This is a genomic window from Streptomyces tailanensis, assembly GCF_008386495.1.
GTDB classification, from domain to species: domain Bacteria; phylum Actinomycetota; class Actinomycetes; order Streptomycetales; family Streptomycetaceae; genus Streptomyces; species Streptomyces tailanensis.
The window spans coordinates 149043-164400 of the sequence record NZ_VTHJ01000008.1 but is presented as its reverse complement, the minus strand read 5'-3'; the positions used below and the strand labels follow the sequence as shown (position 1 = coordinate 164400).

Here is a 15358-nt window from a genome sequence, read left to right as displayed (position 1 = left end):
ACGACAACAGACCCTTACGGGGCACGGCGCGGGTCCCCCTCGGGCAGCGGACAGAGCACCGCCCTCGCCGCGATCTTCCGGGCCGCACGATCGGCGTTCTGCGGAGTGCCGGGCACGGGGATCGTCAGACACCGCCCCTCGCACGGGCAGTACAGCCGCCCCCAGTGCCCCTCCTTGCACAGCTTCCACCCCTGGGCCACCAGTCGGTCGAGGACCGCGCGGACCTCCTTCTTCGGATGATCCGCCGCAGACAGCTCACGCCCGACCATGCACGCCCTCCCCAACAGCCGCATCGGCCCGAGCAGTTGGCCATCAACAGCTCGTGACGCACGACATTACCCCCGAGGTATGACAATCGACGAAACCGCACGTCGACAGGGCAAACCGACCTGGACCGACACGCCGACACCTCACCCAGGGCAACCCATCAGAACCCGGCACCGGATCTGCTTCCCGATCGGCGACCGACACACCCGCCAACCCGGTGCGAGCAGATCCAGCAGCCCCAGCCCGCGCCCCGACTCGGCCTCGGGGTCGTGCAGCGCGATCCCGCGCGATCTAGGAAGCACGCACGGGTCTGGGTCGTGGACGTTGACCGCGACCCCGAACGCGGCCACGTAAACCTCCACCACCAGCGGTACGTGATCCCCGCATGCCCGCACCGAGTTGCCGACCAGCTCCGACACGACCAGCTGCGCCGCCTCGGCCGCCTCCGGGTCGGCGCCGTAGTCCGCCAGCACCTTGACGGTCAGCCCACGCAGGAGACGGAAGGCGCCGGCGGACGCACTGAGGTGTGCGGCGAAGCCCTGGTTGCGGTGGCGGAGATAGAGGCCCAAGGCGGGTGGGGGGAGGGGGTGGAGGAGTCGGGGGTCGGCGTCTTGGTCCGGGTCGCGGTAGTGGGCGGGGGCGGGAAGGTGGGTTTGGGTGGGGTCGGGCATGGGACCTCCGGCCTGGGATGTGCGCGGGTACGCGTTGGGCCAAGTCGCGCTGCGCACTTACGTGTTCGGCTTCGCAGCACCCTCCCGATAGTGACCACTTCTCCCCGAGGTAGCAAGTTTTCTACCCAATCAGGTGAATCACCCTCTGTGAGCTGGCTCAGCACCCGAATTGGCCGTGCGAGACTGCCGACATGCCCAACTCTCCGCTGGTTCCGACCGTCCGCCGCAGGCGTCTCGGGGCAACGCTGCGGCGCCTCCGCAACGGCGTCGGGATGACGCTCGACGATGCCGCGGCCACCATGGGGTGGAAGGGCCCGAAGCTGTCGAAGATCGAGAGCGCCAACCAGGCCATCCGCCCCGGCGACGTGACAGCGCTGCTGGAGGCGTACGGCATCAGCGATCCGGATGTATGCACCGCGCTGGAGAACCTGGCAAGGGATGCGGGCAAAAAGGGCTGGTGGCAGACGTACAGCGGGATCGTCTCGCCGTCCTATGCGGACTACATCTCCCTGGAGTCCGACGCGGAGACGATCTGCACATGGTCCCCGCTGGTCATCCCGGGGCTCCTCCAGACCGCCGCGTATGCACGCGAGACCATCGCTGGCGTGACGACGTTCCGAACGCCAGAGGAAGTTGCTGCGTTGGCGGAAGTCCGGCTCGCCCGCCAGTCAGTACTCACCCGCCCCGGCTCGCCCCTCGAACTCTGGGCGATCATTCACGAAGCCGCGCTTCTTCAGCGCTTCGCCGTCCGCCCGGCCACCATGCGGGACCAGTTGCGACGCCTGTTGGACACAGCCGACATGCCGAATGTCACTGTTCAGCTGATGCCACTGGACTGCACAACGCACCCCGGCATGTTGGGTGGTTTCAGCCTCGCCGACTTCCCCCAGCCCATACCTGTTGTCGTGCTCTTGGAAAACCTCAGCGGCGCAGCTTACGTTGAGGGCGACGACGCGGCACCCTTCGCCAAAGCCTTCGAACGCATCCGCGCCACGGCCCTCTCGGTGGAGGACTCGCTCGCACGGATCGCCCACATGGAAGAAGGCCACAGGAAGTGAACGACGCGAAGGCTGAGCTGTATGCCTACGACCTCTCTACCGCGATATGGCGAAAGTCCTCCGCCAGCGGAGCGGAGCACGACTGCGTCGAGGTGACGAACCTCCCCGGCGGCGGCAAAGCTGTACGTGACTCGAAGCGGCCCAAGGCCGAGCCCTTGCGGTACACCGCGTCCGAGTGGGCCGCGTTCCGCGAGGGTGTGATCTCCGGGGAGCTCTGAACCCGACGCGCACGCCGATGGCCGCCTCCGGGAAGTACGGGAGGCGGCCATCGGCTTGTCTCAGGACCAGAAGCCGAGTTGTTCGTCGACCCCCAGCTCGGTGACGCTGAACAGGCCACCCCCGGCGTCCGGTTCGTCGCTCGGCGGTCTCGCTCCCATCGGCTCGGGAGGCTGCGGGGGCTCGGGGGTGGTCCGTTCCGGCCGGGTGAGCGGGCTGCGGCCCGGCGCATGGCGGGGGCCCCTGCCCGGGGGCGGCGTCATGGCGAGGTTGGTGTACGAGCCGGCGTACTCGGCCGCCTTCTCCATCTCCCTGTAGATGGTGAGGATCCTGTCCTTGGTCCGCTCGAAGAGTTCCGGCGACTTGTTCCGGAACGCGCGGAAACTGTCCAGGACGAGTTCAATGTCGGCTTCCGGGATCCCGTAGAGGTGGAAGTACGCGGCGTCCAGCTCGGCCCGGATCTCGAAGCGGCGGTCCTCGTTCCAGACGAACGGCGGGTTCTCGTCGCCGAGGTGGCGGGCGAAGGGGGCCATCTCGTAGGAGGTGTAGGTGAGTTCGAGGACTCGGTCGCGGATCCAGGGGGCGAGGGTGCTGTCGCCGAGCCAGGGGACGGGGCGGGCGTAAGTGTCGGGGGGCAGGATCGGGAGCTGTTCAAGGTAGGTGTAGGTGAGGTGCGCGCCGGAGATCTTCTGTCGTGCCGCGAAGTCCAGTACGAATGTGGAGAGGTTGGCCAGGAGTCCGTCCAGAGGGAGATCCTGGCGGAGCGGCAGCAGTAGCGGCGCGGTGTGGCCTACAGCCGTGCGCGGCAGTACAGAAGCGATCACCGTCCGTTCGTCCACGGATCGGCATACATCACGCCAGCCCATCAGCCAGTCGTGCGGCCACTCCGTCTCCGGCCTGGCCGGTTCCGCCGCCAAGCTTTTATCGACGTGTTGCTCTCGCACCCAGTAGCGTGGAAGCGGCAACTTTTCCGGGTCAGCGCGACATTCAAGTTCCAAGCGGGGCAGGGTCCCCTGCTTGAGTTGTGCTTCGGTCGCACTCTCGTATGTCGAGAAGCGCGCGTTGTACTGGTGCACCATCTTGGCCTCGTACAGCGGCAGAGCACGTTCATCGTCGCGAACGAACACTGTCCCTTGCAGGGTCCAACCGTCCGCGTCGAGGTCTTCCGCCGTGAGGAAGAGATCCGAGTCCCCAGACATGTGGAACATGGTCTTGAACCGCAGCTCCCAAGGATTTTCCTCGCCCCCTACCCGACGCCACAACACCGGCACCCGCTTATGAATACCCAGCAGCACCCTGAGATGCTCTGGGCTCTCGCACACCGGTGACGTTCGACTGTTTGGGTTGATGGCGCGAAACCCGGAAGTGTCGAGCGTGAATTCGCGCTTATCTAGCTGATCTGGTCGCCGCGCCTTGAAGGCGAGGCGTGTCCGCCCGGAACTCAAGGCAGGGCCGGAGACAGTGAACAGGCAGAAGCGGTAGGAATGGTGCACGTCCGGAAACAGCTTCTCCTCATTCTCCATATCCAGCACCGTCACCAACTGCTGCCGATCCACCAGATCCGCAAAGAACCCCGAGGTCGTCTTGTCCGTAGCGATTCCGGTAGGCACCACCAGCCCCGACATCCCCTCCGGAGCCAGCAACATCCGAGCCTTCTCCGCGAACACGGCGTACGTGTTGACGTCACCCTGCCCGGTGAACGGAAAGATGCCCGAGTTCCGCAGCATCAGCGTCGTACCGGCCGCCTCCCGCAACGCCACCTGGAAGCCGTCGAACAGCTCCCGCTCCGCACGCTCCTTACTTTCCTTCAGCCCAGCGATGCGCTTCTTCCGCTCATTGGTCGCCGCGTCCGCGACCTCGTCCTCGCCCCGCGCCGCGAACCACTCCTTCTCCTGGATCTTGACCCGTTCCCACGGCGGGTTCCCGAGCACGCAGTCGAAGCCGCCCTGCCAGCCCGTGTCGGGGTTGTGGTCGTCGTCCTCGTCGTCCTCGACACGGAAGACGCGGGGGAACTCCAGGTGCCAGTGGAAGAAACGGTTGCGGCTGACGATCTCGTCGAGTTGCTGCTCGCCGGAGAGCCTGCGCTCCTCGTCCTCCTCCTTCGTTGTCACCGCCACTGCCTCCGCCAGCTCCCCGCCATCCACCAGCTGCTCAAGAACCGAGCTGGTGACAGCCGGCGGGGCTGCGTCGCTCTTGGGCCACAGGAACGCCGCACACCAGGCGTCCGCGACGCGCTTGAGGCGACGCAGGTGCGGTGACTTGGCGAGGTACTCCTCGTAGGCGCGCGCATGATCCCGTACATCCGCAAGCGTGCGGTCCGGGAGTTTCGCAAGCTTCTCGGCTTCCAGCCGGAGTTCCGCCGTTCCCGTTCGCGCCAGAGCGGCACCCATGGCCGTCTGGGTGCCCTTCCCGCCCGAGCGTTCCTTCTTGTTGGCCGCCTTCAGCGCGGTGAGGATCCTGGAGTTGTCACCCGCGAGTTTCTTGAAGGCGCCGTCCGGCACCCCCTCCGCGATCAGCTTCGGGGTCGTACCGAGGAGCCCGTTGCCGACCTTGATGCGGTCGTCCAGGTAGGCGAGGGGCTGGCCGGGTTCCAGGGACTCCAGCCAGAGGGACACCTTGGCGAGTTCCACGGCCATGGGGTTGATGTCGACGCCGTGGACGCAGTTGCGTACGACGTCGGCCATCGCGGCCCGTACCCTCTCCGGGGCCGGCTCCGGCTCGCCCGTATCCAACTCCGCATACCGCAGAGCGATACGGCGGGCGGCAGCCACCAGCACATGACCCGAGCCACAGGCTGGGTCCACCAGGTTGATCTCCAGCAGCTCGCGGGGGTTGCCGTTCGCCGCGTGCCGCTCTATGACCGGGTCGAGGGCCTGGTCGAGGAGTTTCTCGATGAGGACGGTCGGGGTGTAGTAGGCGCCGGTCGTCTTGCGCTTGTTGCCCGCGAGGGTCTGGAGGCGGAAGCGGCCGGTGGCGGGGTCGCGGCGCGGGCGGAGTTCGAGGAGAGACTCGTAGACGCTGCCGAGTTCGTCGGCTCCCAGGTGGCGGTAGTCGACACGTTGCCAGCGCCCGCCCTCGTCGCGTACCCGGGCAAGCAGCCGTACGGCCTCCAGCAGGTGCTCGTTGGGGAGTTCGGCAGCGCGCAGGGGTTCGGCCCGGCCCAGCAGAGTGGCGGCGGCCGAGTCCTCCTTCGCGCGGAAGTACAGTCCGCCGAGTTCGGGGAGGGCGAGTTGGGGCTGCCCGCCGTCGGTGCCGAGGGCGTCGAGGACCATGGCGAGGGCGCGCCAAAGGTCGATGTTGCGGTCGCCGGGACGCCGGAAGGCGATACGGCGCAGTCTGCGGGTGGAGAAGAAGCGGGCGTACCGGTCGCGGGCGTCCTGGGCCTCGGGCGAGTCCGTGCGGTCGAGCAGAATGCCCCGGTCCTCGGCGACGAAGAGGAACACCAACTGGTAGGCGAGACGGAGCAGTTCGTGATGAAACTCTTCCAGGGCCTCAAGGCCCCTTCGACCGCGGCCCGAAACCGCACTGTGCAGATCCGGGTTGGCCGCGAGGAAGCCCGTGCCGAGGACGCCGATGGCTTCGGCGACCTGGTCGCGGAGGTTGTCCCGGGCGCGCAGGCCGGTCTCGATGGCGTAGGTGCGCAGCCATTCGATGCGGCAGTCGGCGGCCGTGAGGGCGGGGGCGTCGGCGGCTGTGTCCTCGTCCCCGGGTCCTCCGAGTTCCCCGAGTTCCGCCGGGGCGGACTGGTCGTCTCCTTCCGGCTGCTCCCCTTCGCCGCCGTACTCGGACTCCGACTCCTGCGGACTCCGCGCGCGACGGCGACGCTTCTTCTCCGGCTTGGCTACCAGTTCGAAGCGGGAGGCATGCAGGAGGGAGTAGAGCAGTACGAAATCGGCGTACTGCTGGCCGTCGAAGATCGCTTCGAGGTCGAACTCGACGTAAGCCGAGCCGACCAGGGCGGTGGAGTCGCGCAGGACACGCAGCACCTGGCCGTTGGAGAGCAGGCCCCACACGTGCTTGCCGGAGATGTTGAGCAGCTCCTGGAGCACGGACTGGGGGGCGCGCCGGTTGCCGACCCTGCCGTCCAGGGGGGTGCCCCAGGCCAGCAGGTGGACCGGCAGGTGGTCCTGCCAGCGGTGGCTGGCCCGGCAGTTCTCGTCCCGGCCAGGGATCTTCACCGTCACGCCCGCGCCGCTGAGCCGACCGTAACCGAGCTCGGTGAACAGGCGGAGCAGCCAGGCCTTGCGGGTCAGGGTCGTAGCGGTGCTGCTCTCGGGGAGCTTGGCGAGGTCGTCGCGGAAGACGCGGTAGGCGCCGGTGAGGGCGGCCCAGGCCCGGCCGGCGGCGTCGCCGATGCGTTCGCCGCGGTAGAGGCCGTAGTCGGCGGGGGCGCAGCCGGGCAGTTCGCGGTCTCCGGCGGCGAGTCTGCCCAGCAGGTCGGCGGTGAGGAGCCGGCCCTCGACACGTACGGCGGAGGAGGTGGAGACCGCCGTCGGCGGTTCGGGGGTGAAGGCGGTCACCGGGCTCCTCCGGCAGGTACGAAGACATACACACCGAGGCGGTCGGCGGGGCCTGCGGGTGTCACGGTGATACGGCGGGCCGCGGCGGCGCCCAGGGCACGGCCGCGCTCGCCCGCTGCCTCGCGGACGCGCAGATGGGCGGTGGCCAGTTGATCCGCCAGCTCCTGGCCGTGGTGCAGCAAGTGGTCTCGTACTTCGGGGAGTTCGAGCTCACCGAGGGCGCGCCTTATGGTGCGGTGCCGCAGCTCGGGCATGACGTTGCCGTCAGGGGTGGCCGCCAGCAGGGCAGCCGTCTCCGCTTCGTCCAGCCATTCGAGGCCCCCCTCGTCGTCCGGGCGCCAGGCAAGGACACGGGCGTCCTCGGCGACGAGTTCCTTGGGGCGCGGGGAGTTCTTCAGAGGCAGGCTGAGCTTGAACCGGTAGCGGGCGAGCAGCAGCACGGTGTAGATGTCGACGGCCTTGGTGCGTACGACCCCGAGGCGGCGGGCAGGGCGGTCCTCGTCCCGGATGGCCGGGTCGAGCGCGGAGTCCAGCACGTACCGGGCGACGGCGCGGACCGCCGGGTCGGTGCGGACCAGAGCCTGTTCCCCCTTGGGTACGGGCAGGTCCTCACGGAAGACGAGCTCACGGGGGCTGCCCGTGGTGCGGGCCCGGCCCCGGCCGGCCGTGCGGGCGGCGGCGCGTCCGGTGCCCGCGGCAGCGGCGGCCTGGTCGTCGGTGTCGTAGATCCCGAGAGAGTGACGGAGCCCAGGGGGCAACGGGTTCGCCTGGACGGTGAATCCGGTGCCGCGGGCGTCCGTGCGGACGGGGGCGCGCAGGGCGGCCAGGGACTCCCGGGTGAAGACGGCGATGTCGCGGGGCTCGCCGAGGACCTGGCGCAAAGCGCGGAGTTCGTTCTCGACGTCCTGGGGGCGCAGGGCGGAGTGGGCGAACTTGGTGGGCACCTTGGATTCGCGGTCGGCGGCGCTCTCCCACTCGCGGTGCAGTTCGTCGCGGGCGCGGCCCAGTTCCTCGTCGGTGCCGAAGTCCAGGGTGAGCTGGTCGGGGGCCACCGCTTCGGGGCGGCCGCGCAGCAGGAGGCTGCGGGTGAGCGCGTGCAGGACGCCTTCGCCTGCGTCGGGGACAGGGAGGGCGACGCCGGTCTGGCGGGCGATGTCCTGGTGTTTGCGGATCAGTACTTCCAGGACGATTCCGTCGATGCCGGTGTCCGTCTCGTACAGGGTGACGGCCTTCACGTTCTCGCTGCGCTGACCGAACCGGTCGACCCGGCCCTCGCGCTGTTCGTGGCGTGTGGGGTTCCAGGACAGGTCGTAGTGGAGGACGGCGCTGAACCGCTCCTGGAGGTTGACGCCCTCGGAGAGGCAGTCGGTGGCGACCAGTACCTGGCGGCCGGTGCGGGCGGCGAGCTCGGCGATGCGCTTCTCGCGGGCCTCCGGAGGGAGATCACCGGTGACCGCCTCGACGTGGACACGGCGTTCGAAAGCCTCAGCGAGATACCTGCGGACGTAGCGGGCGGTCGGGATGTACCGGCAGAACACGATGGGATCGTGCCCCTCGTCGATGAGAGCGGTGACCTCGTCGACCAGGAGGCGCAGCTTGGCGTCGTGCTCAGGGCCCGCGAGGGCAGTGGCCCGCTTCGCGAATACCTTGAGGCGAGGGTCCTGAGGACGGTGGCCGGCCTTGCCCGACGTGGTCGGCTCGTCCGCCGGGCCGTCGGGGGCGGGCGTCTCGGTCTCGCTGTCCCCGGCCGGTGTTTCCGAGATGCCCGCCGCGTCCCGTTTCGCCGTGGCGAGGCCGTCCTCCGGTGCGAGAACCGCGCCGGGCACCGCGTCCAGGCCCTCCACGGCCTCCTCGTCGGTGGTTTCCAGCACGGACTCGCGGCCGAGCCGGTCGGCCTCCTGCGGGGTGCGGGCCGCGCTGACCGCCGCCCGGGTGGTGAGGGTGGCCTCGGCGGCGTCCGGGGAGGACAGCACACAGCGCAGCAGGGCGAGCACCGACCACCAGCTCATACGGTTGCGCAGCTCGCCGTCGGTGTGGCGGACCTGCTCCCGGGCGTAGCCGATGACGTCGGCCACGAATTCCGCGTACGACTCGTCCAGACGGTAGGGGACCTCGCGGAGCAGCCGGTCGCCGGGGAAGGGGGTGTCCTCGCCGAGGAAGGACCTGATGTCGCGGCGTCTGCGCTGCACCAGATGGCGGGCGAGGCGGTCACGATGGGCGGGGATCGTCGGGTCGAGGGCGGCGAGCTTCGGATCGAGCAGTCCGGTGAGTTTGGCGAAGGCGTCGCTGTCGCCGCTGTGCGGGGTGGCGGTGACCAGCAGCAGGTGGCGGCTGGGATCTTCCGCGAGTCCCTTGAGGAGTTCGTAGCGCTGCTGGCGGCCGGCGCCCGCGCCGATGCAGGTGTGGGCCTCGTCGACGATGAGCAGGTCGGGGCAGGTGCGCAGGAAGGCGTCCCGGCGTTCGCGCTGCTTGATGAAGTCGGTGGAGACGATCGTGTACGGGTAACGGTCGAAGATCGTCTGGTCGGGGTCGATGATGCCCCGTTCCAGCCTGGCAGCGGTCGAGGGCAGGACGAGTTCCGCGTCCAGGCCGAACTTGTCGTGGAGTTCGCGCTGCCACTGCTCGGCCAGCGCAGGGGAACACAGAACGGACAGTTTGACGGCCGAGCCCTGCTCCAGGAGTTCCCTGGCGATCAGGGCGGCTTCGACGGTCTTGCCGATGCCGACGTCGTCGCCGATCAGCAGTCGTACGGTGTCCATGCGCAGGGCCACCATGAGCGGCACCAGCTGGTACTGGCGGGGCTGTACGGCGATCCCGGACAGGCAGCGGAAGGGGCCCGCGCTGGAGGTGGCGGTGATCCGCAGCGCGGTGCGCAGCAGAGACGCGGAGGCGAAGTCCCCGATGTCCTCCCCGCCGGGGAACAGGTCCCCGGAAGCGGCCTCGTCGGGGTCCGGAAGTGGCGGCAGGGCGGGCGCGGCAAATCCGGGATCCGCTGTCTCTCCGGGGAAAAGCAGGGTGTCGAACTCGCTGTCCCCGTCGAGCGGCCGGGCGATCACGAAGTCGTCCGTGGTTCCCGGGAGCACCACCCAGTCGCGGCCCCTGGCCGACACCAGGGAACCGGGGGCGTGCCGGGGGCTCATCGGGTGTTCCTTCCCGAGCCGAAGACATTCGGATGTGCGCGCACCGTGTTGTGCCACTCCTTGTCGCTGTCACTGCCGATTTCGATCACCAGCCAGCTGCGGTTCTCCAGCCGGGTCCTGGCTCGTGTGTCGCGGGTGTCGTCCGGTGCGGTGTGACCGGGAAGGTCCAGGAAGACCGCGACGTCCGCATCCGACAGACGGTAGACGAAGTCCGGTACCGCACGCGCCGAGGCCACCTCCTCGCTGGTGGCGTCGGGCAGCCGGTAGCCGTTGTCGCGCAGCCACCGCACGAAGTCTCCACCGCCCGACTGCGGGCTCCGGGCGGCCAGGTCGGCGGCGTGCAGCACCGGGTTGGCGGCCTGCGGCTGCTGCTGGACGGCCCGGCCGACGGCGAGGTCGAGAAGCAGGTCGACCGCGGACAACCGCCGGATGTCGGGGTGGAAGCGCTGGTTGTGGTAGGTGAGCAGGCAGTCGTAGCAGCCGAACTCACAGCGCTCCCGAGCGCCCTTGGCCTGGCCGAGGTCCGTGCCGTCGGGCTTGACGTGGATGATCTCCAGGGCCTGCTCGGCCACGGCAGCCAGCGCGTCCTCGTCGTCGTGCAGCAGCCGCAGGACACCCGCGCCGCCCTCCGCGCCCTCGACGAACAGCATGCGGGCCCGTCCGTCCGGGTCAGGGAGGTCCTCGCTGTTGAGTTCGGCGTCCTCCAGCTGGTAGTACGCCTCGATGCCGCGCTCCAGGGCGTAGCGCAGGGTGACGGCGGTCTGCCGGTCGACCGGGGCAGCCAGTCTCAGTACGGCGATGTTCTTGCTGTCCTGGACGTAGGGCACGACCTTGAACGTGCTGCGGGCGCTATCGAAGGCGGCGAGTGCCTCCTGCTCCGCCGTGGTCTCCGGACGCTCGGCCGCGGCCTTTCCCTCGCTCAGCCAGCGGCCGGAGACGGGGTCCAGCCAGAATCCGACATCGCTGCGGATCTTGCGTTTGCGGCGGCCCAGGTTGATGACGTGAACGCCGGCGTCTCCGTACGTCAGCTCCGCGATCGCCCGCTCCGTCCCGTCGGGGACAGGCTTTTTGATGTCGGCCGTCAGGCTGCCGTGGTGAAAACGGTAGGCGGTGCGCAGCTCGAACCCTTCCTTGAGGCGCTCCTCCTCGTCGGAGGAGATACGGCGACGGGGTTCGGCGTACACCGTGGTGAGTTGCATCAGACGGTTGAGGATCTCGACGAGCCGGGCACCGCAGTGCACACAGGTGTCGCGCCCCTCGCTGCGCTCGTGCCAGTAGCCGCAGGCCCGGCAGACCTTGGCGTCGATCGTCGCGATCTGCCCGGGGGTGTCGCTGATCGGCACCTGGACGTTCGACACCGTGTAGCGGCGGCCCTCGTGATAGATCAGGGCGCCGGGTCCGAACTCGCCGATGGCGATGAACCGGGGGCGCTGGATGTAGGCCCCCCGCTTCTGTCCGTACCGGCTCTCACCGCGCTCTCCGGGGACGTACGCGGCCAGAGGCAGCCGCGGGAACGAATAGCCAGGCAGGAAGCCCTCAGAGGCGAAGTAGCGGTAGGTGTAGAAGTCCGAGAACGAGTCGTCGTTGTCGGAGCTCTCGTTGCGCAGCAGCTTGAGCTGGTTCTCCGCCTGAGCACGACGAGCCTGGGCACGGCGACGGTCGCGCGAGGTGCCGGACGTGTCGTCGGCGAGGCGGTGCTGTTCGGCGCGCTCCTCGAAGGCTCGGCGGTACAGCCGGCGCCACCGGTCACAGGCGTTGTCGAGGCGGCGCCGGGTGTCCCTGACCCGGTCGGTGATCCAGCCGTCGTACCACCAGGAGGTGGTGGCCAGATCGTCCGCGAGGGGAGCGAGGAGCTCGGTGCAGCGGGCGATGGCGCGCTGCCGGGCGGTCTCACTGTCCAGGGCGGTGGACAGCTTCGTGTGCAGGGGCAGAGGCAGCGGCTCCCCTGACTTCCCGGTGGCCCTGATGTCGATGATGTCGGTCATCGAGGAGCCCAGGGGCACCTGTGTCTCGGCCAGCCAGACGGCCTGGACGTGCGAACGGAGCAGGTCCTCGTTGGTGAGGTCGATCCGCGGTGGGGCGACACTGCCGGAGACCATGAGTCCGGAGCGGCGGAAGTAGTACTGGTCGTGGGCGCTGCCGGTAGAGCAGTACGTGGTGACCAGGGCGGGCTGGCCGGAACGGCCCGCGCGGCCGGAACGCTGGGCGTAATTGGCGGGCGTGGGCGGGACGTTGCGCATCGCGACGGCGTTGAGTTCGGCGATGTCGACGCCCAGTTCCATAGTGGGGGAGCAGTAGAGCAGCGGCAGATCGCCGTCCCTGAAGGCGTCCTCGCGTATCTGCCGCGTCGTGGACTCGACCTGAGCGGTGTGCTCCCGGGCTTCCAGACCCCCGAGGTCCGCGGCTGTCTCACGGTAGAGGTCGCGGAAGAACGGATTGACGCGTGCGGTGGCCTCCGGGTCCAGGGTCTTGCGGACGGGGTCGGGCTCCGCGCTCTCTCCGTCGCCCGGCAGCCAGATCAGGGAGGAGGCGCACAGCTGGCGGGCGAGACGTCCGTCCGGGCCCTCGTCCACGACGGTGAGCAGGCCGGTTCTCGTCAACACGTCGAGGAGGTGGTGGATGACAGCGTCCGCGTCGGCGACGGGCATCTCCTTGCCTGCAAGCTGGGGCAGCGCCCCGAAGGCTCCGGCCCTGCGGAGATAGCGCCCGTAGCCGCCGCGGGCGCCGAAGTAGACGGCGTCCGCGGATGGGGCGCCCTTGGGCCCCGGGCCCGGGAACGCTACACGGGAGGGGGTGCGTGGATCGTTTTCCGGGATCGCCCAGATGCCTGCCAGGTGCTTCTCGCTGACGGCCACGAGCTGGTCGTGGCCCAGCTTGGTGAGACGTTTCTCGTCGACGGCCAGGGCGCGGCGCAGTTCGTCGAGGAGCGTGCGGGCGATCTCCTCACGATGGGCCGGGGTATCGCCCTCCAGGGCCCAGTGCGTTCTCCGCCATTCCTCTTCATCGGCGGCGATCTGTGCGAGGGAGGTGTAGTCGAAGCGGAGCAGGCCGGTCTGGGAGAGGTTGGGCATGGTCAGCCGCCAGCCCCGCTCCAGATCGGCGTAGAGCCGGTACGCCAGCGCCGACCGCATCGCGGACAGGGTGTCCTCAAGCTGCCGGTACTTCACTTCGGGCTTCCGCGCGAATGCCGTCAGCGGCAGGGCCAGTGCCTCCGTGACGGCCTCGGGGAGCGTGTCATGCCGCAGGCCCGTCGGGCCCGCCTTGTGCAGCGCCCGGTACAGCGCACCCCTGACCTGAGTGACCTGCGCGAAGTCGTTGAAGTGTCCGGCCTGGAGACTGGCGTCCTGGCGGTTGTCCACGAAGGTCAGCAACTTGCGGGCGCGCGGCTTGAGTTCGGGCTGGCCGCGCAGGGAACGTACGACACTGGCGCTCACCAGGGACACGGCGGAGCTGCGGCCTTCGGCCGAGAATGTGGCCAGCTTAGCGAAGTCCCGTACGCGCAACTGTTCGTAACTGACGCGACAGCGCGGGCAGAACCGGAACGGGGCGGCGATCCACCAGGCACGCAGGCCCGTCCCTGGCTCGGTGGTCACGCCGTCGGGCCCGATCCACACCTCCTGGGGCAGATCGCCCGAGCGGCGCTGGACGACGACGCGCTGTCCGTTGTCGTCGGTCTCGACCCAGCTGGCCGGGAGCCGCTCCAAAACCTCTTCCAGAGTGTCGGGCCAGGGCCGCTCCTGGTCCACATACAGGTAGCCGTCGCCCGGCTCGGCGGGGGCGTCGGGATCCTGGCGAGCGACGTACTGCCCGGTCCGGTGGCCTCCCTCGACCGTGACGACCGGGAAGTCGTGGCCGCACTCGCGGCAGAACGCGAGCGGCACCAGCGGCCACTCCGGGTTACCGGGCACCCTGACCTGGTACTGGCTGGTCAGGTGGCGGGCGCCCGACGGTTCGAGACTGGCGTAGACCGTGTCGCCCTTGGAGAGGAACTGGTGCAGCCGGAAGGCGAACAGCGGACGGTCGGTCACCCGGTCCTTGGTCTGTGCCCCCGCCTCCAGCATGGCCTCGATCGCGCGGGCACAGACAGTCTCGTCCTCGCCGCACTCCTTGTGAAGGTCGGCCGCCGCTGCGGGGATCGTGGTGGGACGGCGGCGCTTGACACGTCCGGTGCCCGGCTCCCTGTCCAGGCCGAAGGTGTCCTCGATCCAGACGGCGAGAGGATCCTCGCTCAGGGCGCCGTACGTTTCGGGCAGGTCGGCGGGATCGGCAGCAGCACGTCGTACGGCTTCGGCGAGCGCCGTCCGCCGTTCGCTGTCAGACAGCGGCCGCCGTGGAGGAACGGTCGCGCGCTGCAGACTCTCCCCGATCACCCGCTCCGGCCGCACCGTCGTACCGAAGAGGCGGCTGGCGACATCGGCCACCATCTTCCGCGTCTGTGCGAAGGTCTCCGCGGTGGCCATGGTCGCCGAGGTGCCGACGCACTGAAGGCGGGGCGCCTCGCAGGCGTCGCGCAGTCTTCGAACCAGCAATGCGACATCGGCGCCCTGGCGTCCGCGGTAGGTGTGGAGTTCGTCCAGGACGAGGAAGCGCAGTCCCTTCGCCGCGGCGATCAGCTGCTGCCGCTCCTCGGGGCGGGTGAGCAGGTACTCCAGCATCATGTAATTGGTGAGCAGGATGTCCGGCTTGCGGCTGAGCACAGACTTCTTCTGATCTTTGCGCTCCTGCCCGGTGTACCGGTCGAAGGTGACCGCGCCGTGCTGCTCCGGGGGAACACCCCAGCGCAGATAGCGGTTCAGCTCGTTCCTCTGGCTGTTGGCGAGCGCGTTCATCGGATAGACGACGATCGCGGAGATACCGTCGGGATTGGGCTCGCGCAGTACCGAGTCGACGATGGGGATGAGGTAGGAGAGGCTCTTGCCCGATCCCGTACCGGTCGTCAGGACGTACGACTCACGGGAGTTGGCCGCCTCGATCGCCTTGAGCTGATGGTGGTGGAGGGTGAGCGTACGGCTGCCCGCGTCCTCCGGGTCCCGCTTCTCACGGAAGTAGTAGTCCCTGCAGTCCCGGTGCAGCACATTGTCGTCGACGAGCGCGTCGACCGTTCCGCCACTTCGGAAGTTGGGATTGAGGGAGATCCAGGGGTCGGGCCAGCGGGTCTTGTCGCTGCGCTCCTCGTCGAGATGGTTCCTGATCGCCGGATCCCGCACCCACACCAAGGAGGTCGTGAAGTCGTCGTAGTCCTGGATGAGCTGCCGGTGCGTTCCGAACACGTCCATGCTCTTGCCGATCTCCCATGCGCTCGACTCGCGGCTGCGACTGCCCAGTCCGGCGGGCAGCGGAAGCGACACGGGAGGGCCCATTCCCCCCGTGGGCTCCGGTTGTCACCTTACTGGCCACTGCCGACACCGCCGCCTCATGCGGTGTACCGCCTGGCGTGAATCCGTTGGAAGCCGGAGTGCCGGCGCTGCATGATTCACTGCGAGACA

Annotated in this window: 7 protein-coding genes; 2 read left to right on the top strand and 5 right to left on the bottom strand. The window is 69.0% G+C overall.

Annotated elements, in window-relative coordinates:
- Positions 1-14: 14 nt before the first annotated feature.
- Both F3T56_RS09325 and F3T56_RS09320 read right to left on the bottom strand, forming a co-directional pair.
- Positions 15-269 (bottom strand): hypothetical protein, encoded by a 255-nt coding sequence (locus F3T56_RS09325; RefSeq protein ID WP_149824243.1) that lies wholly within the window; start codon positions 267-269, stop codon positions 15-17.
- 141 nt (positions 270-410) lie between these two features.
- Entirely contained in the window at positions 411-938 is a 528-nt protein-coding gene (locus F3T56_RS09320; protein WP_246203505.1) for an ATP-binding protein, read from the bottom strand.
- Positions 939-1129: 191 nt separating this feature from the next.
- On the opposite strand from F3T56_RS09320, the gene F3T56_RS09315 reads away from it, so the two are divergent.
- Both F3T56_RS09315 and F3T56_RS09310 read left to right on the top strand, forming a co-directional pair.
- Positions 1130-1996: a helix-turn-helix domain-containing protein gene (locus F3T56_RS09315; protein WP_149824241.1), complete on the top strand. Its 867-nt coding sequence runs from the start codon at positions 1130-1132 to the stop codon at positions 1994-1996.
- Positions 1993-2214 carry a DUF397 domain-containing protein gene (locus tag F3T56_RS09310; protein WP_149824239.1) on the top strand — a complete coding sequence of 74 codons (222 nt, stop codon included), beginning with the start codon at positions 1993-1995 and terminating at the stop codon, positions 2212-2214. The genes F3T56_RS09315 and F3T56_RS09310 overlap by 4 nt, the downstream gene beginning before the upstream one ends.
- A gap of 60 nt (positions 2215-2274) precedes the next feature.
- Here F3T56_RS09310 and F3T56_RS09305 read toward each other — a convergent pair whose 3' ends face one another.
- The 3 genes from F3T56_RS09305 to F3T56_RS09295 are packed head-to-tail and all read right to left on the bottom strand — an operon-like array spanning position 2275 to position 15220.
- The gene (locus F3T56_RS09305; protein WP_149824237.1) at positions 2275-6732 is read right to left on the bottom strand and encodes an Eco57I restriction-modification methylase domain-containing protein; all 4458 of its coding nucleotides are present in this window, start codon (positions 6730-6732) and stop codon (positions 2275-2277) included.
- Positions 6729-9872 carry a helicase-related protein gene (locus tag F3T56_RS09300; RefSeq protein ID WP_149824235.1) on the bottom strand — a complete coding sequence of 1048 codons (3144 nt, stop codon included), beginning with the start codon at positions 9870-9872 and terminating at the stop codon, positions 6729-6731. The genes F3T56_RS09305 and F3T56_RS09300 overlap by 4 nt, the downstream gene beginning before the upstream one ends.
- Positions 9869-15220 (bottom strand): DEAD/DEAH box helicase, encoded by a 5352-nt coding sequence (locus tag F3T56_RS09295; protein WP_246203504.1) that lies wholly within the window; start codon positions 15218-15220, stop codon positions 9869-9871. Before F3T56_RS09295 ends, F3T56_RS09300 begins: the two co-directional genes overlap by 4 nt.
- Positions 15221-15358: the final 138 nt, after the last annotated feature.